19 protein-coding genes are annotated in these 17699 nt (G+C 41.6%); 2 read left to right on the forward strand and 17 right to left on the reverse strand.

The genetic code is table 11. From position 1 onward, the window contains the following. Positions 1-11: 11 nt before the first annotated feature. Positions 12-671 carry a DUF421 domain-containing protein gene (locus BMW59_RS04800; RefSeq protein WP_093048520.1) on the reverse strand — a complete coding sequence of 220 codons (660 nt, stop codon included), beginning with the start codon at positions 669-671 and terminating at the stop codon, positions 12-14. A gap of 87 nt (positions 672-758) precedes the next feature. Then, the gene (locus tag BMW59_RS04805) at positions 759-2048 is read right to left on the reverse strand and encodes an ArsB/NhaD family transporter (protein ID WP_093048064.1); all 1290 of its coding nucleotides are present in this window, start codon (positions 2046-2048) and stop codon (positions 759-761) included. A 167-nt stretch (positions 2049-2215) separates the two neighbouring features. Here BMW59_RS04805 and BMW59_RS04810 point away from each other — a divergent pair, with 167 nt between their 5' ends. Next, positions 2216-2605, forward strand: a complete 390-nt coding sequence (locus BMW59_RS04810) for a TIGR04086 family membrane protein (protein ID WP_093048066.1) — start codon at positions 2216-2218, stop codon at positions 2603-2605. 65 nt (positions 2606-2670) lie between these two features. Here the strand turns inward: BMW59_RS04810 and yajC are convergent, their stop codons facing one another. The 15 genes from yajC to BMW59_RS04890 all read right to left on the reverse strand — a co-directional run bounded on the left by yajC (position 2671) and on the right by BMW59_RS04890 (position 15976). Beyond that, positions 2671-2934: a preprotein translocase subunit YajC gene (yajC, locus tag BMW59_RS04815; RefSeq protein ID WP_093048068.1), complete on the reverse strand. Its 264-nt coding sequence runs from the start codon at positions 2932-2934 to the stop codon at positions 2671-2673. 186 nt (positions 2935-3120) lie between these two features. After that, positions 3121-4260 carry a tRNA guanosine(34) transglycosylase Tgt gene (tgt, locus tag BMW59_RS04820; RefSeq protein ID WP_093048070.1) on the reverse strand — a complete coding sequence of 380 codons (1140 nt, stop codon included), beginning with the start codon at positions 4258-4260 and terminating at the stop codon, positions 3121-3123. A 33-nt stretch (positions 4261-4293) separates the two neighbouring features. Then, positions 4294-5322, reverse strand: a complete 1029-nt coding sequence (gene queA / locus BMW59_RS04825) for a tRNA preQ1(34) S-adenosylmethionine ribosyltransferase-isomerase QueA (RefSeq protein WP_093048072.1) — start codon at positions 5320-5322, stop codon at positions 4294-4296. A gap of 18 nt (positions 5323-5340) precedes the next feature. Continuing rightward, complete coding sequence (locus BMW59_RS04830) at positions 5341-5559, reverse strand: DUF2905 domain-containing protein (RefSeq protein WP_093048074.1); 219 nt, start codon at positions 5557-5559, stop codon at positions 5341-5343. Next, positions 5556-6557, reverse strand: a complete 1002-nt coding sequence (ruvB, locus tag BMW59_RS04835; RefSeq protein ID WP_093048078.1) for a Holliday junction branch migration DNA helicase RuvB — start codon at positions 6555-6557, stop codon at positions 5556-5558. Before ruvB ends, BMW59_RS04830 begins: the two co-directional genes overlap by 4 nt. A 32-nt stretch (positions 6558-6589) precedes the next feature. Next, positions 6590-7201: a Holliday junction branch migration protein RuvA gene (gene ruvA, locus BMW59_RS04840; protein ID WP_093048081.1), complete on the reverse strand. Its 612-nt coding sequence runs from the start codon at positions 7199-7201 to the stop codon at positions 6590-6592. A gap of 136 nt (positions 7202-7337) precedes the next feature. Then, on the reverse strand, positions 7338-7904 hold the full coding sequence (locus BMW59_RS04845) for a BofC C-terminal domain-containing protein (RefSeq protein ID WP_245732949.1): 567 nt from the start codon (positions 7902-7904) through the stop codon (positions 7338-7340). Positions 7905-8001: 97 nt separating this feature from the next. After that, positions 8002-8733 (reverse strand): YebC/PmpR family DNA-binding transcriptional regulator, encoded by a 732-nt coding sequence (locus BMW59_RS04850; RefSeq protein ID WP_093048084.1) that lies wholly within the window; start codon positions 8731-8733, stop codon positions 8002-8004. A gap of 140 nt (positions 8734-8873) precedes the next feature. After that, complete coding sequence (locus tag BMW59_RS04855; RefSeq protein WP_093048088.1) at positions 8874-9833, reverse strand: YhcN/YlaJ family sporulation lipoprotein; 960 nt, start codon at positions 9831-9833, stop codon at positions 8874-8876. Between the two features lie 67 nt (positions 9834-9900). Further along, positions 9901-11031 carry a SafA/ExsA family spore coat assembly protein gene (safA, locus tag BMW59_RS21315; RefSeq protein WP_245732956.1) on the reverse strand — a complete coding sequence of 377 codons (1131 nt, stop codon included), beginning with the start codon at positions 11029-11031 and terminating at the stop codon, positions 9901-9903. Positions 11032-11225: 194 nt separating this feature from the next. Then, a complete protein-coding gene (pheA, locus tag BMW59_RS04870) occupies positions 11226-12128 on the reverse strand; it encodes a prephenate dehydratase (RefSeq protein ID WP_093048092.1) in 903 nt (300 codons plus the stop codon). 34 nt (positions 12129-12162) lie between these two features. Then, complete coding sequence (locus BMW59_RS04875) at positions 12163-12612, reverse strand: ACT domain-containing protein (RefSeq protein ID WP_093048094.1); 450 nt, start codon at positions 12610-12612, stop codon at positions 12163-12165. A 173-nt stretch (positions 12613-12785) separates the two neighbouring features. Continuing rightward, positions 12786-14069 (reverse strand): GTPase ObgE, encoded by a 1284-nt coding sequence (gene obgE, locus BMW59_RS04880; protein WP_093048096.1) that lies wholly within the window; start codon positions 14067-14069, stop codon positions 12786-12788. Positions 14070-14098: 29 nt separating this feature from the next. After that, positions 14099-14677: a Spo0B C-terminal domain-containing protein gene (locus tag BMW59_RS04885; protein ID WP_093048098.1), complete on the reverse strand. Its 579-nt coding sequence runs from the start codon at positions 14675-14677 to the stop codon at positions 14099-14101. Between the two features lie 159 nt (positions 14678-14836). After that, a complete protein-coding gene (locus BMW59_RS04890; protein ID WP_093048100.1) occupies positions 14837-15976 on the reverse strand; it encodes an ATP-binding protein in 1140 nt (379 codons plus the stop codon). A 516-nt stretch (positions 15977-16492) separates the two neighbouring features. On the opposite strand from BMW59_RS04890, the gene BMW59_RS04895 reads away from it, so the two are divergent. After that, positions 16493-17452: an agmatinase family protein gene (locus BMW59_RS04895; RefSeq protein WP_093048102.1), complete on the forward strand. Its 960-nt coding sequence runs from the start codon at positions 16493-16495 to the stop codon at positions 17450-17452. Positions 17453-17699 lie beyond the last annotated feature (247 nt).

The raw sequence follows: 17699 nt of genomic DNA on the forward strand, positions 1-17699 counted from the left end.
AGTTTTTGGCATTACTTATCTTTTAAATCAACGTACAAGGAGTGGTCTTTATTCAAAGAACAAAAAGAGATTTCTTTCACATTATAGTACCCCAGCTCTCTCAGTTCTTGTCTCAGCCATTTCTCATCCTGCTTTATTTCCTCAAGATGATCAGCCTGGATCTCCCCATCCAGTATTAAAGGAAGCGGGAGGAAGGATGGCTTTCCGGTAATAAGCTGATCAGGGTCCTTTCGTATGACCGATAATTCCCCTGAAGGTTCCAGGATAGCAAATTCCACATCAGACATATACTGGATATCTTTCTGCCTGAGCTGAAGCATTAAATCATCAAAGTTATATCTTTGTCTGCTCATTTCTTTTTCATCTATTTTTCCCTGCCGGATGATGACCGATGGTTTACCGTCGATTAATTTTCTTAACCCTCTGCTTTTTAAAGAGACATAAGCAAGGGAAATCTGAATCATCATAAGCAGAAACATAGGCACAAGCTGATGTGTGACAGGAACCCGGATATTTTCAATAGTCATAACCGCCAGTTCAGCGATCATTAAAGAAATGACGAAGTCGACGATGGATAATTGTCCAATTTCCCTTTTCCCCATGAGTCTGAAAACAACCAAAATGACAACATAAATAACGAGCGTCCGAATGACTATAATATAAAGCTCCATTTCTCTCTCCCTCATTCTCATATCCTCTGTATAGGTTTACCATTTTAACCAGAAGAATACTTAAAGAGAGCAATTCCATTCCTGCGTTTATAAAAAATCAGTTAAATATCTGAAATACAGATAAATGCTTGAAATAACGAATGATACAAGAGCAGTCGGCACTCCGACTTTTAAAAAGTCCACATAAGTAAACGGCTGTTTTGCCTTCATGGCAAGGCCCGCGACAATGACATTTGAACTCGCCCCGATAAGTGTGCCGTTTCCTCCGAGACAGGCTCCTAAAGCTAAGGCCCACCATAGAGGGTCAAGGTTTGTCATTCCGTATTCCTGGAATTCCAGAATGACAGGAATCATCGCAGCGACAAAAGGAATGTTATCAACAAACCCTGATAAAATTCCTGAGGACCATAAAATTAATAACGACGTAGAAGGAACATCCCCCTCCGTATAGTAAATGATCGATTTAGCTATTTCATCTATTAATCCTGTTTCTTTTAACCCCCCAACCAGCATAAACAATCCCGCAAAAAAGAAAATAGTTACCCATTCCACCGTCTGGAAAACTTCCTCCGTCCTCTGGTCATCATTCGTCAGCAGCATAAGTAGCAGAGCGCCAGCCATAGCAATACTTGTTAACTCTACATTAAGCAGAGGCTGAGCAATAAACCCCGCTGTGGTCAATATAAGGACAGTGACAGATTTAAACAGCAGTGAACGCCGAGTCAAATAAATTCGCGGATTCACATTCATTAACTTGTTCCGGTCGTGATCTCTTACCGTCAACTTGTTTCTGTAAAGGAAAGAAATCCCTGCAATTACTACAATATAAATTACCAGAACAACAGGTCCCAGGTGGATGAGAAAATCATTAAAATTTAAATGGGCAACGGCTTGGCCAATCATTAAATTAGGAGGGTCCCCAATGAGCGTAGCCGTGCCTCCTATATTCGAAGCAAGTATAGTAGCCAGCAAATAGGGAATGGCAGAGATCTTCAGCATACTGGTAAGTGTTATAACAATAGGTACGATGAGAAGGACAGTTGTAACATTATTTAACAGCGCAGATCCGGCAGCGGTAAGAGTGGAAATGACTACTAATAAAGCAACAGGCTTTCCCTTAACCATCCTGGCCAGGGAAATAGCCAAAAACTCAAATAATCCGCTCTGACTCGTAATAGAGACAAGAATCATCATCGATAAAAGCAGAATAATAGTGTGCCAGTCAATATGCTGCAAGAAGACATTCTCCAAATTTAAAACACCCGCCAGCAGCATAAATACCCCGCCGAGACACGCGACAAGTGCACGGTTGAACTTCTCCGCTATAATGAGCGTATAACTTGCGATAAATATAATTAGTGCCAGAATCCATTCCATAGAACAACGTCCCTCCCTGTTTCATCGATACATTCTATGAAAAAGAGTGGACAATCATGTTAAAAAACACTCTGTCATACAAATCAATGCAAAAATTATTAAAAAAAGCCCGTCTATTTCCCCCTCTGGCAGAATAAGAATTATAAAAAAGACAGAGGTGAGTTAATATGCTTTCCCACAGATTAATCAGCAGTGTGCTTTATGGCGTTCTGGCTATCTTTATAATAGTGATAGCAGCCAGTTTCATAAGCTCAGTCATTCTCCGCTATACGGAAATTGCGGAAGGAACATTCCTTTGGATTTTAATTATCCTTTCTTTTATTGCCTTGTTTATTGGAGGATATATTTCAGGAGGGAGAACAGGTGAACGGGGCTGGTTTGCTGGTGCGCTTACAGCTTTGGTTTATTCGTTAACTGTCTTTCTGACACAGTACTTGAGTTTTAACGAAACCTTTGACTTACAGCAGTTGCTCATGCACAGCGGTTACTTGATAACAGGGGTTTTCGGAGGGATGATCGGTGTCAATATCCATGGAAATTCGCACAGGGACAGCTGATCATTCCTCCTACTGAAAAAACGGCTTCCACATGAAAATGGAAGCCGTTTTTGAAATTCCAGCTATCAGTCAGGGTTAATTACTTCCCTTATTGCCTGACGGTCAAAAGTAAGTTTTTGAGCACCGTCAACATTCACTACCACACGATTGTCATCAATAGCATCAATTGTACCATGAAGACCGCCGATCGTGATAATTTTATCTCCCTTTTGAAGAGAAGCATGCATTTCCTGCACCTTTTTCTGACGCTTTTGCTGCGGGCGAATTAAAAGGAAATAGAAAATCGCAAACATAAGCAGAAGCGGGATTAAAGCACCAAATAAGTCCATTCATTTCACCCCTTTCAAAACTAACACCTTTACTCTTGCCATATATCGCTCATATGAAGGTCTAAACCGGCAAAAGTGCCTTATTTCATTCGTTTACCTCGAATGGCATTAAATAACTCTCCCGTACTATTGTAGACAAACTTCCCTTTAAAAATCAATCAAAAGATAGGAAAGTTAAACGTTTTATTAAAAGTTTTTAGCGTTTGGTTTATTAAAGCCGTATGCTTCAAAAAATTCTTCTCTAAAATCGAGCAGGCGGTCATCGCGGATCGCTTGTCTTACCTTTTCCATTAATTCAAGTAAAAAGTATAAATTATGGTAAGAACACAACCGAAGCCCCAGCGTTTCATTGCATTTAATTAGATGCCTGATATACGCTCTGGAATGGTTTTGGCACACATGACAGCTGCAATTTTTGTCGAGTGGACTGAAATCTCTGGCATACGAGGCATTACGGACCACTAAACGTCCTTCACTAGTCATAATGGTACCATTTCTTGCAATTCTTGTTGGCAGCACGCAGTCAAACATATCTATCCCGCGGATCGCCCCGTCAATAAGAGAATCAGCCGAGCCTACCCCCATCAGATAACGGGGTTTATTATCGGGTAATAGCGGTGCCGTATGCTCCAGTACCTTATTCATGACGTCTTTAGGTTCCCCTACTGATAAACCGCCTATTGCATATCCCGGAAAATCAAGGGAAACAAGATCTTTTGCACTCTGACGGCGAAGGTCTTCATATTCCCCGCCTTGGATAATTCCAAATAGCCCTTGATCCTCCGCACGCGAATGGGCTTCAAGGCAGCGTTCAGCCCACCTGCTTGTCCGTTCCACCGAAGCTTTCATATAAGCATGCTCAGCTGGATATGGCGGACACTCGTCAAAAGCCATCATAATATCAGGTCCCAGGGCGTTCTGGATTTCCATTGACCTTTCAGGCGTTAAAAATAACTTTTCGCCGCTTAAATGATTTCGGAAGTGTACCCCTTCTTCTGTAATTTTACGCAAATCGCTTAAACTGAAAACCTGGAACCCGCCTGAATCAGTCAGAATAGGGCGATCCCAGTTCATAAATTTATGAAGGCCGCCAGCTTCTTCTACAATATCTTCTCCAGGCCGCAGCCAAAGGTGATAAGTATTGCTTAAGATAATCTGCGCGTTCATACTTTTTAAATCTTCAGGGCTCATTGTTTTAACTGTTGCTAACGTACCTACAGGCATAAAGATCGGTGTTTCGAACGATCCATGGGGTGTGTGCACGATTCCGAGACGCGCCCCCGACTGCCGGCATGTTTTTATATGTTCATACGTAATAGCTTGCATAATTTTATTCCTTCTTTCTTTTCATTACTTTAATTAAATAAGCAGCATAGCATCCCCAAAACTGAAAAATCGGTAGCGTCTTTCTACTGCTTCTTTATAGGCTGCAAGAATATTATCTTTTCCTGCAAACGCACTCACTAGCATAACGAGAGTGGATTTCGGCAAATGGAAATTTGTTAAAAGCCCGTCTATGGCCTTAAACTGGTACCCAGGAAATATAAAGATATCTGTCCATCCGCTCGAACGTTTAAAGTCTCCCTCATTATCCCGTGCGATAGTTTCCAAGGTACGCGCAGATGTTGTCCCTACAGCAATAATGCGCCCTCCATTTGTTTTCGTTTTATTAAGCAGCTCTGCCGTTTCATCTCCAATCTCATAATACTCCGCATGCATGGTGTGATCTTCTACGGTGTCGACGGAGACTGGCCTGAAAGTTCCGAGGCCGACATGCAACGTTACATAAGCAATTTTCACGCCTTTTCTTTGAACCTCTTCCAAAAGGTCTGTCGTAAAATGCAGCCCGGCTGTGGGTGCAGCTGCAGACCCGCGATGCTCAGCATAGACGGTCTGATAACGATCCTTTTCCTCAAGTTGCTCCTGAATATAAGGAGGAAGCGGCATTTCTCCAAGTTGATCCAGTATTTCGTGAAAGATGCCATTAAAATGAAAAGTAATCTTTCGGCGCCCTTCCTTCATTTCCTCTTTGCATACGCCGGTTAATAAACCGTTACCGAAATCGATCACGGTTCCTTCCCTGACTCTTTTTGCCGGCTTGACCAATGCTTCCCACGTATGATTTTCCTCTTCTTTTAAAAGAAGGAGTTCGATCTTCGCACCCGTTTCTTTTTTTACGCCAAATAGCCTTGCAGGAATTACTTTTGTATTATTTAGTACGAGTGTATCGCCTTTCTCCAGGTAATTCAGAAGATCCGGGAAGCGCCCGTGGTTAATATTTCCATCTATTTTGTCCATTATTAACAGTTTTGAACCTATACGGTCTTTTAAAGGGGTTTGAGCTATCAGTTCTTCCGGTAAATCATAATCAAATTGTGATACATCCATTACTTTATTTCCTTTCTTTTATCGAAATCGTCCGAATAAATATAAAATTAAAGATAACACCACACTGATAATAATAGATGTCATCAGCGGAAAATAAAACGTCGAATTTTCCCTGCGTATAATAATATCGCCGGGTAATTTACCCAAAGAGAAGTATTTTCCTCCTACCTGCCAGACCAGGCCGGCAATGATTATGACGACTCCTGTTATGATTAACAGTTTAGGAATTTGAGTCACCGTTCAGGCACCTCCATATTAAAATGCTGATAAACAAGAGGAGTTACCATTCTCCCGCGCGGCGTACGCTGCAAAAATCCTATCTGCATCAAGTAAGGTTCGTATACGTCTTCAATCGTGTGGGCTTCTTCCCCAATTGTCGCTGCAATCGTATCCAGCCCTACAGGCCCGCCCCGAAATTTATCAATTATGTTCCTGAGGAGTTTGTGGTCTATATGGTCAAGTCCAAGCTTGTCAACCTGAAGCAGATCCAGAGCCTCGCTTGTAATAGCATAATCAATTGTGCCGTCGCCCCGTACTTGCGCAAAATCTCTCACTCTCCGCAAAATACGGTTAGCAATCCTCGGCGTGCCACGTGACCGCCTGGACACTTCTTCAGCTGCTTTTTTATCTGTTTTTACGTCCATAACTTCCGCAGTGCGTTCCACGATTTCTTCCAATTCGGAGGGAGTATAATATTCCAGCCTGCTGACTACTCCAAACCGATCTCTTAATGGTGCTGAAAGCATGCCCGCCCGCGTTGTTGCTCCAACAAGAGTAAAAGGAGGCAGGTCCAGACGGACAGAGCGTGCTGACGGTCCTTTTCCTATTACTATGTCGAGAAAGTAATCTTCCATAGCAGGATAAAGCACTTCTTCAACGGAGCGGTTTAACCGGTGTATTTCATCAATAAAAAGGACATCTCCCGGTTCAAGTGCAGTAAGTACAGCTGCGAGGTCTCCAGGACGTTCAATTGCAGGTCCTGAAGTAGTCCTTAAATTTACTCCCATTTCATTAGCTATAATCATAGCTAATGTTGTTTTCCCCAGTCCTGGCGGTCCATAAAGCAACACATGATCCAGACATTCTTCACGCATTCTGGCCGCTTCAATAAATACCGTCAAATTCTCTTTGACTGTTTTCTGCCCGATATATTGAGACAACGATTGGGGACGGAGGCTTCGCTCTTCCCAATCTTCCTGTCCTTGAGCTTCTCCGCTGACAATACGTTCTTCCATACTATCTTCCTCCGATTTGTAGCTCGTTCATTTTATCTTTGAAGCATTTCTTTTAATGCCAGTTTAATGTACTGGTCGGTACTGAGAGACTCCTTCTGAAGCGTCGGAATAACTTTCTTTATTTCTTTCTCTATATAACCTAAGGCTCTTAAAGCCTCTATTGCTTCCTCAAGCTCCTGGGAGTATGAAGAAGTTCTGGACGTCCTGGCTTCGCCTGGCACAGATTGAGTCAGAGAAGGGACAAACTCTTCCACTTTTCCTTTAAGATCCAAAATAATCTGCCGGGCCGTTTTCTTTCCAACCCCAGGGAATTTAATTAAAAACTTTTCATCTTCATTTTCAATAGCTTCCACTACGAGCCCCGGCTGCTCTGAGGCAACAATAGCAAGTGCCCCTTTAGGGCCTATACCTGATACTTGAAGTAATTTTTCAAACAGCCGCCGTTCTTCGCGGTGGCGAAAACCGTACAGCCGTATAGCATCCTCTCTCACGTGCTGGTAAGTATAAACAATAACTGTTTCATTCAGCCATTCCTCATACTTGTATGGATTTCCTGCATATATCAAATAACCGACTCCCTGTACTTCTATTACGACAGTTTCCGGTTCTATATTAATAACTTTTCCTTTTAAACATTCAATCACCGTTTTTCCCCCACTCATTAATTCTAATACGAACACATATTTCTATTTTAGCATAAATCCTTAACAAAGTCGGGGGTCAGTCTCCAGCGAAAACGAATAAAAGCTGCCGTGCACCGGGCAGCTTTTAATAATTTTTTTATAAACCATTTATGGCATATTTTTTGCAATTTTTCAAGACTTCCATATACTCATCTCTCGTTGAAACAGGTATTCCTTCCATAAGAGATTCATGAATGTGGCTTTTCAATTGTTTTGTATTAATCTGGAAGAACGATTGAATAACCTCATTTTCCTGAGGTTTCCCATTATAAATACTCAGTGTGCCGTCTTCGTCCACACCAAAATATCCGTGCATTTTCAATAATGGGGAAATATCATTAATATGTTTTTTAAATACAATTTGATGCTCACTCAGATTAACCAGATCCCAATCATTATAATAAGACCAGAAATCTTCCATTGACCAGATTGTCTCTTCTATTTCTTCTTCACTGATTTCCCCGTCAAGGTAATGTCTTTGCAACACAACTTCCACCTCATGCGGCCCTTCTGAAACTTTCGGCGCGTCAGCCAGCGCCACAGCATCCGGTAAAGTATTACTTACAAAGACAGCAGATATAAATAATACGGCACCTATCAACAGCAAACGCTCTTTATATTTATTTGGCTGGTTCTGATTTATTATGATCACAAACATTGGCATGTCAGCCGCCCCCCGTCTGAAAAAAATGAATTTAAGCTATTCATGCCTAGCTTTGCCATCAGACAGGGAATTTATTCCTTCATTACAAGATAGTAAGTCAGTCTTTTAATTCTAAATTGTGGTATACATTTTGAACGTCATCGTTATCTTCCAAAGCTTCAATAAGCTGAAGGACTTCTTCTGCCTGAGTCTCACTAACAGGAGTGTAAGTATCAGGAATCATAGAAACCTCCGACACCGAAGGATCCGTTTCCAAAGTATCAGTTAGTGCTTTTCTTACTTGCTGCAATTCCTCAGGGGCAGTGTATACTTCAAACGCTTCTTCTAAAAATAGAACGTCTTCTGCACCGGCATCAATTGCTTCGAGCATAAATGCTTCTTCGTCAAGGCTTTCATTTTTTTCAAATAAAAGTACTCCTTTTCTTTGAAACATGAATCCAACACAGCCGCTTTCACCGAGATTTCCATTATTTTTATTAAAAGCCAGCCTGACTTCAGCTGCTGTCCGGTTTTTATTGTCAGTCAAAGCTTGCACGTAAACCGCTACTCCATGAGGCGCATACCCTTCGTATGTAATCTCTTCATATACAACTCCTTCAACATTGCCAAGCGCTTTGTTTATCGTTCTATCAATATTATCGTTTGGCATATTAGCTTGTTTCGCTTTATCTATAGCTAATCTTAAATTGTGGTTGGTCCCCGGCTCATCCCCGCCTTGTCTGACTGCCTGAAAAATTTCTTTAGATAATTTAGTAAATATTTTTCCTTTTTTGGCATCCTGCCGGCCTTTCCTGTGTTTAATATTACTCCATTTCGAATGTCCTGCCATCTTCCAATTCCCCCTTGCACCAGCTTAAACTTTCTGTTTTTACTATAGCACAACACGAAGAAAGGCAAAACTGGCATAGCAAAGTAAAAGGGTATCTCCATTTTGTAAACGGGATACCCTTAACCTTATGCAGTTTATAATTATCTGGTTCGTTCAAATGGACGCTGAATAGCATCTCCAAGGTCATCAAGCATCGCATTAAAAGTAGCGCCGACTTCTTCAAATGGCTGGCCATCTCTCAGCCTGTCTTCCATGCCCTGAATTCGCTCCACACCTGAACGCTCGGTAACGACAAAGATTTGGTTATCGTCATCCATATTTGCTACAAGAGATCTTACTTCATCTTCGATTTGCTCGTTATTGCCTCTGGCTTCCACGGCGATTACTACATCATTGTCTCTGACAATCACGTTAGCGTCTCTAACGCCTTCAATATCTTCTACGCGATTCTCAATTTTTCTTGCTGTTCTTCCTTCATCAGTGTCGAAGTAACCTCTTCCGCCTTGCTGTTGAGTGCGCCCGGCCATTCCATCCATTTGGCCTCTGGTGCCTCTGTTTAATTGGCCATCGGCCTGATGCTGGTTAAAGCCTTCAGTTTGAGTAAAACCTTCAGTACGGTTTAAACCGCGAAGACGGCCGTTTATTAAACCATTGCTGTCAACCATACCCGGTCTGTCATTACCAGTAATACCTCTGGAAAACCCTCCTGTAAAGCCTCTTCCACCTTGACCTCTGCCAAAGAAACCTCCACGTCCGTCAGCAAATCCTTGCTGTCCGCCGAACCGGCCTCGGCCTTGGCCTTTGCCAAACATCCCGCCACGCTGATTAGCAGCTCCCTGGTAACCGGTCATTTGGTCCTGGCCTCCTGGAGTGTTCATGCCGTAACGCTCTGTTTCTCTGCCCATCATTCCGCGCTGGCCATAATTTGCACTACCCATGCCAGTGCCATCCATGCGCTGGCCATCAAAACCTGTTTCATAACGGTTCTGACCGCCAAAACGTTGGCCTTCAACGTTATTAGCATTATCCATGTCTCCACAACCAGTAATACCTGTGAACATTAATGTAGCAAGTGATAAACATAAAGTCATCTTTTTCATTCATTCTCCTCCTTTCACCATATAGGGTGATCGGAAAAGAATAAAATAATCCTGTTAAATAAAGGTATTAAGCGTCTTCATCCTCCTCATGCGCCTTTTGTTCTGTAAAAGTCCTCTGCAGAGGAGGATACGTCCACGGCATCATTCCGTAATAAGCATCATAAGGGGGAGGAGTATGCTGATATGAATAAGCAGGCTGAGTCCCCTGTCCATAGGCGTCATTTGTTAAATCGCCATAGTCACTGTTACCCCTCTCTTCTGTTTCGACCTGTTCCTGACCTTCTTCACTGTCTGTATCATGCCTCACCTGCGACTGGTGACCGTATTGCTGCTGGTGGTAAGGGTGTTGGAAATATGGCTGCTGCATTTGCTGTGGATGAGGCATCTGATTCATCTGGTGCATTTGCGGCATTTGCGGCATAGGCATCATTGGCATCATTGGCTGCATACCCATCTGCATCATATGCTGCGGATGGTAAGGCTGGTGGTACATACCATGTACAGCTCCCTGAGGCCACATTCCGTGCGGGTGATAAGCACACAATTGTTCAGGAGATAAACATCCTTCCATAGGAGCCATAGGCATAGGCTTTGGATACGGCTGCGGCATTGGCTTCTTCATTTCGGGCTGCGGCATCGGCTTTTTCATTGCAGGCATAGGCGCTGGTTTAGGAGCCGGCGCTGGCTTTTTCTTTTCAGGCATTTTTTCCATTGGAGTTGGCATAACTATCTCTTTCGGCTTCGCCTTAGGTTTTTCTTTCACTTTCTTTTCTTTAGGCGGCTTTGGTGCCGGTGGTGGAGCGGGCATTTTTGGATAGGAAGGCTGCTTATATACATTGACATTCATTTTAGCCTGCTGCATGTGATAAGATGGCTGAGGCTTCGGCTTAGGTTTTGGCTTGGGCGGCGGCATTGGTGCCGGAGCCACTGCTTCAGGCTTTTTTTCTTCTTTTTTTACAGGCTTTTCTTTAACTGGCTTCTCTTTTGGCATTTCTTTTTTTACAGGTGCTTCATTTGCCGGTGTTTTTACCTGCTCTTTTTTCATAGGCTTTCCGACTGAAGGTATTTTAATCTTCATTCCCGGCATAATCATATCCGGATTAGCTAAATGAGTATTTGCCTGTTTAAGTTTTTCAAAGTCGACCCCGTACTTTTTTGATAACTTCCATAAGGTGTCACCTTTTTGGACGATATGCATTTTCACTTTAAAGATCCCTCCCATACTATGTCACTTTATCCTATGCACACTTGGGCGAATCGTCACTATAAATACGCCTATGACAGTTTACTTCACAAAAATATATGTACCATGCTGGTGTATTAGAAGTGAAAATAAAAAAACTGTGACACCAGGCTGTAAGCCGTGACGTCACAGTCATCAAAAAATGACGGTTAAGTAACTTCTTTTTTCACCATTTCTTTTTGAAACCCGCTTAACTCTTCCCATGTAAAACAAGGGTAACTCCCTAAAATTTGCACTTCACACCCTAAAGTTTTTAATTCCTCACAGACGGAAGGAATAAGAATGTCGTCCTGCTTCATTGCCGCATCGATAATAAAGAAATAATTCCCTAAGCCTGTTTTAGTAGGCCTGGATTCTATTTTCGATAAATTAATTTTTCTCCAGGCAAATGCCGCAAGTACCTGATGGAGAGCTCCTGAGTAATCTGACGATAAACCTACCATCATAGTCGTTTTATAGTCTGTTTTAGCTGAAATAAACCCGTTTGTGAAAGGAGCTTCTTCATTGGTAAAAAGCATAAACCGTGTCCGGTTATTTTCGTAATCATTAATTTTTTTCTGAGCTATCTTCAGCCCGTACGCTTCTGCCGCAATATCATTCGCAATAGCTGCTGCATTTTCCTGCTGATTTTCCTGAATATATTTTGCGGCAGCTGCAGTTGAGTTAACGTAAGAAATTTCCGCTTCAGGCAAGTATGTTCGTAAAAATTGATGGCACTGGGCAATGGCATGAGGATGGGAATAAACCTTTTTCACCCTGTCCCATGATTTCAGGTGTGATGGAGCAACAAGTAAATGCTGCTCAATCGGAGCAGATATTTCAGCTGCCATATTCATCCTCTGATGATGAATAAAATAATCGAGTGTAATATTTACCGAGCCTTCAATTGCGTTTTCCATAGGTACAACCGCGCGGCTGACAGTCCCTTCTTTCACAGCATCCATTGTATCTGGAATAGAACGGAAAGGCACCCGTTCATCATTTGGTACAAGAGCCTTGGCTGCCGCTTCTGTAAATGATCCTTGTGGACCTAAATAACCTGTTCTTTCCACACCGTTCCACTCCTTTTACTGACTTGCAAATAATTTAAGCACCGGAACCTATAAGTTCAACTTTCACTACAGGTTCAAGCGATTCAAGTTTTTTTAACAATACCGTAACATCTGAATTCATCGCAGCTGTTTCAATAGTTAATGTAATCGTAGCTCTCCCCTGAAGAGGAATCGTCTGATTTATTGTTAAGACATTAGCGCCTGTTTGAGCCACCGTCGACAAAAGTTTGGAGAGTGCTCCCGATTGATCTTCCAGATGAACAGATAAAGTAATAATTTTCTCTTTTACCATTGTATGAAAGGGAAATATCCCGTCTTTATACTTATAAAAAGCACTGCGGCTTAAATCCACCTGCTTTACCACTTCATTTATTTTATACTGTTTCCCGCTATCCAGAATTTTTTTAGCTTCTGCTGTCTTCAGCATAGCATCCGGCAGCATATCTTCTCTTACTAAATAAAACTGGTCTGTTCTTTTTTTCAAATTGTTCACCACCTGATAAGGAACCTATTCCACCATTATAAAGTCAGATTAAGAAGTTGACAACACTGCCTCTGACGATTTCTGAATATTCAATTCAATATTAATACATAAAAAGCCGTGACAGTTCCCTTGTACCTTCAATAACAGTACTTTGGGCTGTTACGGCTTTTCGTCTATTCAATAAATTCAAATTCATAATTGAGGATTCGGACCGTATCGCCGTCTTCAGCACCTAAATCCCTTAGTGCCTGATCAATCCCCATCCGGCGCATCTTTCTGGAAAAGCGCTGAACTGAATCATGTCTATTGAAATCAGTCATTTTAAACGCTGTTTCAATTTCATGTCCTTCTATAGTAAACCCGCCATCATCATCTTTAATAATTTTGAACGGATCTTCTTTTTTAGTGTACTTATACACGACACGCTGATCTATTTCTTCTTCTTCATACAGAGGAAACTCAGGTGTAGATTCCACTTTATCAGCGATGCTTCTCAATACTCCGGCAAGACCTTGTTTTGTAACTGCAGAGACAGGATAGATTTCAACATCTTCTCCAGCCATTTCCTTAAAAATCTCCAGGTTCTCTTCTGCATCAGGGAGGTCCATTTTGTTAGCCACAATAATCTGCGGTCGTTCTGTCAGCCGCATATTATATTGTTTTAATTCTTCATTAATTGTCTGGTAATCTTCATAAGGGTCCCGTCCTTCGATACCGCTCATATCAATGACATGCACAATAACTCTTGTCCTCTCAATATGGCGCAAAAACTGGTGTCCCAGTCCGACCCCGGAGTGAGCCCCTTCGATAAGCCCCGGAAGATCTGCAAGAACGAAACTCCTCTTGTCATCTGTTTCAACCACTCCCAGATTCGGCGCCAATGTAGTGAAATGGTAATCTGCAATTTTAGGTTTAGCAGCTGAGACTACGGACAGGAATGTAGACTTTCCGACGCTTGGAAAACCGACAAGGCCTGCGTCTGCCAGTAGTTTCAGTTCCAGCACCAGCTCTTTTTCCTGGCCTGGTTCCCCGTTTTCAGCAATTTCAGGCGCCGGATTTGAAGGAGAAGCAAATCTTGAATTACCTCGACCGCCTCTCCCTCCTCTTACAACAGTGGCTCTCTGGCCGTGTTCTGTTAAATCAGCCACGACCGCCCCAGTCTCTTCGTCTGTTAAAGTTGTTCCCGGCGGGACTCTGACAGTCATTGCATCCCTGCTTTTGCCATGCTGGTTTTTCGGACGTCCGTTTTCACCGCGGTCAGCCTTAAAATGGCGTTGGTAACGGAAATCCATCAGGGTTCTTAAACCTTCATCCACTTCAAATACGACGTCAGCTCCTTTGCCTCCGTCGCCGCCAGCCGGACCACCATCCGGAACGTATTTTTCCCTGCGGTAAGCGACAATTCCATTTCCACCGTCGCCAGCTTTTACATAAATCTTTACTTTATCAACAAACATTCTTTTCACCTCTTCATCCAATGCTCCTGTTAAGGCTGTGTATAGCTGCCTTCCGCGTACTTTCTCTGATTAACTCTCTCTACACAGAACCTTACATAGCATTCGGACTCATTCCACTCAATTTCATCAATTTGCTGTCCATAAGCTTGTTCTAAACGGGTGATTTTCCTGTGCCAGTCCTTATCTACACAAAGACTGCCCTGAAAATCTATTTCCAATACTTTTTCTTCAATATCATTTATCATTAAAAAGACATTCTGGTCTTCGCCGAATTTAGTGTATTCATCAAACAGACTCATCAATTCCCGAAAAAAAGATACAATCATTTCTTCCCAGTATGACCAATCATCCGCTTTAGAAAGTACCTCAAACTTTAAATGAAAAGAGTGCGCTTCCCAGTTAAAAGTCAGCACTTCTTTTGCAAACTGATTCAAATTTAAATTTGATAACTGGCTTTCATTCTTAGATTGCCGCACTAATTCATCAATTAAACTTTGGACTTTTTCAACTTTCCCCATTGCTAAATAACCATTAATTAACTGAATATGGTTTAACAAATCGTGACGATAATGGCGTAAAATGCTGATAACATCCCATTCTTTCTGCATATGAACACTCCTAAATCATACTTGGCTGCTCTCTGTCTGTTAACAGCCGCCCTGTGGTAGTCTTCTGGAAAAAAAATTAGTGTGATTCGCCATTTATTTAGAATAAACCATAACGTTTATCATACCATATTTTCGACAGGAAAACTAATTAATTACTACTTACTGCCTGACTTCTTTCTCCACAGGGAAACGGAGTTTAAAAACGGTCCAACCTTCCTTTGAAGTATAATCGATATCTCCTTCGTGTTTTTTCATTAACTGCTTTGAAACCGCCAGTCCTAATCCTTTTCCCAGCTCTTTAGTACTCACAAAAGGTTCAAACATCGATTGTCTGATTAGCGCCGGGACTGGAGGGCCATTATTTGAAAAAGTAATGAGGGCATCAGCCTCTTTTTTAGTAAGCCATATTTTCAAACACCTGTTTTTTTCTTTCATTATCAGGGCATCATGGGCGTTCTGCATTAATTTATAAAGTACAAGTTTAATTTGTTCTTCTATACCTAACGTGGTGACGTTTTCACATAAGTTCAGTTCCACATTTATTTTATTCTGATAAAACAGGGGCTGAAAATAGTCTACAGCATCATATAACAATTGGTTTAAACTGACAGAAGTAAAATAGATATCCTGATGATTTTTTTCATGCGACAAAAATAAGATCTGATTTACCTGCTGCTCGAGTTCTTCCATTTCATTATAAATATAACTAAAGTAGTTTTTTTCTTCCACCGGTGTCTCCATGCGCTGTTCAATCAATTTTATAAAACCTTTAATGGACGTTAACGGATTGCGGATTTCATGAGCAAAACTCGACGACAGCTTGGAAAGTATCTCCATCCGGTCGCTTTTCAATTGGGAAAGCTGATCATCTTTATGTAGCAATTCTTTATTTTTTTGTTTAGCTGTTTCTAAATAAGCCTCTTTTTGAAGGTCCAAAAAAAACCGGTAAAGTTTTGCAATGGTTAATGTTTTGTTTGTTTCATCTACTGGCATTGAGGATATATGACTTTCCATGACCACCCTTATCTCATCAAATCTTGTAAGAAAGTCTTCCACTTCCATATCATACCGGGACATAAATTCCTGGACCCTTGCACCAAAATCAGCGGTATTCAAACAGGTATCTGACGAAATTTTCAGTAAAAATAGATCAAACAAAAATGATATTCTTAATTTTAACGCTTCGAGATCTTCTTTACTGCGTAATATATCTTTAAAAGGATACACCATATCCTTTATAATGTGTTCTTTTTTGTCCCTTAACAGTTCCACCATGTGTCTAATTGCAAGCTTGTCCATAGTACAGTCCCCTCCCGTTCTGTTTCTTAATTAGTATAATTTACTACGGCAGTTTATCGCACAATGACTTTTAGACATTTTTCTTCCCCTGCACTCTTTTTTCGACTATTTTCAATATCAAATATGTCTATCTTTGCAGTATCTTTTTTAAACTAGGCAAAGCTCGACAAAAACATCATATTATTAGGTCAAATGATTTATACAGCTTCCTCTATTTGCGTTGCCTGTGATTTTTTCAGGTGAAAAAATGGCATACAAAACAGGAATTTTATGAGTTGGCCAGGTTACGTCTTCTAAGTGGATTTTAATTTCGGTTTATGGCCCACTCACTTGCCGGGGCGCGTGATGAGAGGACCTAATCACTTTATTAAAGCCGGAGAGGATCCCTGGGCTTTTATACGGCTATGAAAAAAAGCTTCAAGCTCATCCCGCATAGCATATTTTAATAATTGGTTTAGCAGGTTAGAAAAAAGGGAAATTAACAGAGAGAGCACTTTTACAGAGGAGGATATGATAATGTCTACACCTTTTATTTATGGTAATACCCCCTGTTTTTTAGGCGCTGAAAATTTAGTCCGCAACCCCGACAAAGAAAAGGATATGGATGTGACTATTTATGGCGTTCCATGGGAAGGAGCGGTAACCTGGGGCGACTATACAGGCTGCGAACTGGGCCCTAAGGTCATCAGGCTTAGTTCAGCAAGGTACAGCGGCTATTTACCGGAACTGGACCACATAGATGTATTTGAACATTTGAAACTTGGTGATAAAGGAGATGTTGCCGTCACTCCTGCTGAACCGGAAGATACAATGAGAAAAATCCGGGAATTCTCAAAAAATATATGGGAAAAAGGCACCTTTCCAATTGCTTTTGGCGGCGATCACGGAATTACTTATCCTATTATGGAAGGTTACATCGAAGCGACCGGGAAAAAAGTAGGTATTATTCATTTAGATGCCCATTATGATAATAACAATGAGTCAAATGGCGACCCATATGGAAGAGGAACCCCTTTCGCGCGTCTTTATGAAACCGATGGCGTAGTAAATGAGTCTCTCGTTCACTTGGGAATACATGGACCAAGAAATAAGCCTGAAAATGGCCGTTTGGCCCAAAAAGCAGGAACAACCACTTTAACAATTGAAGATATCCGGCAAGCTGCCCATGTCAGGGAGATCGCTAAAAGATCCTACGAAATTGCTTCTAAAAACACAGACGCGGTTTATCTCAGCATCTGCAGCGATGTGCTGGACCATGCCTTTAACCCGGGAGGCCCGGTAGACGGCAATGGACTAAACTCTTATGAGCTGTTAAACATTGTGCATGAAATTTGCTCTCTTGGAGTCATTGGAATGGACTTTGTTGAAGTTTATCCCCAGCAGGATGGCAATGACTTCAGTTCCCACTTCGCTTCATTCGTCGCACTGTACGCCTTAGCAGGCCATGTTACAAATATTAAAAATAAAAAAGTTTAAAAATGAGGTTTAATCATAAAATACACGGGTATTTAATATTATATAACTCCCCCCACTTTCTCATATTTTCCTCTCCCTGTGGAAGCCGTACGTTTATACGTGCGGTCTTTTTTTGCTCTCATGACAACAGAGGCTCAGACTAGCCTAAATACCACAAATAAACCAAAAATCCGAAGAAATATCGTAAGTGAACTGCCCTAATATCAAGGAGATACGGAGCAGTTCAACTATCAAACATTTCTTCGAA

Origin of the sequence: Salipaludibacillus aurantiacus, from assembly GCF_900111295.1 — a bacterium.
In the GTDB taxonomy this organism is placed as follows: Bacteria; Bacillota; Bacilli; order Bacillales; family Salisediminibacteriaceae; genus Salipaludibacillus; species Salipaludibacillus aurantiacus.

What these genes read in the sequence shown, in the direction of transcription:
- BMW59_RS04800 (WP_093048520.1), bottom strand. Translation starts at nt 671, where the DNA reads ATGGAGCTTTATATTATAGTCATTCGGACGCTCGTTATTTATGTTGTC.
- BMW59_RS04805 (WP_093048064.1), bottom strand. Translation starts at nt 2,048, where the DNA reads ATGGAATGGATTCTGGCACTAATTATATTTATCGCAAGTTATACGCTC.
- BMW59_RS04810 (WP_093048066.1), top strand. Translation starts at nt 2,216, where the DNA reads ATGCTTTCCCACAGATTAATCAGCAGTGTGCTTTATGGCGTTCTGGCT.
- yajC (WP_093048068.1), bottom strand. Translation starts at nt 2,934, where the DNA reads ATGGACTTATTTGGTGCTTTAATCCCGCTTCTGCTTATGTTTGCGATT.
- tgt (WP_093048070.1), bottom strand. Translation starts at nt 4,260, where the DNA reads ATGCAAGCTATTACGTATGAACATATAAAAACATGCCGGCAGTCGGGG.
- queA (WP_093048072.1), bottom strand. Translation starts at nt 5,322, where the DNA reads ATGGATGTATCACAATTTGATTATGATTTACCGGAAGAACTGATAGCT.
- ruvB (WP_093048078.1), bottom strand. Translation starts at nt 6,557, where the DNA reads ATGGAAGAACGTATTGTCAGCGGAGAAGCTCAAGGACAGGAAGATTGG.
- BMW59_RS04845 (WP_245732949.1), bottom strand. Translation starts at nt 7,904, where the DNA reads ATGCCAATGTTTGTGATCATAATAAATCAGAACCAGCCAAATAAATAT.
- BMW59_RS04850 (WP_093048084.1), bottom strand. Translation starts at nt 8,733, where the DNA reads ATGGCAGGACATTCGAAATGGAGTAATATTAAACACAGGAAAGGCCGG.
- BMW59_RS04855 (WP_093048088.1), bottom strand. Translation starts at nt 9,833, where the DNA reads ATGAAAAAGATGACTTTATGTTTATCACTTGCTACATTAATGTTCACA.
- safA (WP_245732956.1), bottom strand. Translation starts at nt 11,031, where the DNA reads ATGCATATCGTCCAAAAAGGTGACACCTTATGGAAGTTATCAAAAAAG.
- obgE (WP_093048096.1), bottom strand. Translation starts at nt 14,069, where the DNA reads ATGTTTGTTGATAAAGTAAAGATTTATGTAAAAGCTGGCGACGGTGGA.
- BMW59_RS04885 (WP_093048098.1), bottom strand. Translation starts at nt 14,677, where the DNA reads ATGCAGAAAGAATGGGATGTTATCAGCATTTTACGCCATTATCGTCAC.
- BMW59_RS04890 (WP_093048100.1), bottom strand. Translation starts at nt 15,976, where the DNA reads ATGGACAAGCTTGCAATTAGACACATGGTGGAACTGTTAAGGGACAAA.
- BMW59_RS04895 (WP_093048102.1), top strand. Translation starts at nt 16,493, where the DNA reads ATGTCTACACCTTTTATTTATGGTAATACCCCCTGTTTTTTAGGCGCT.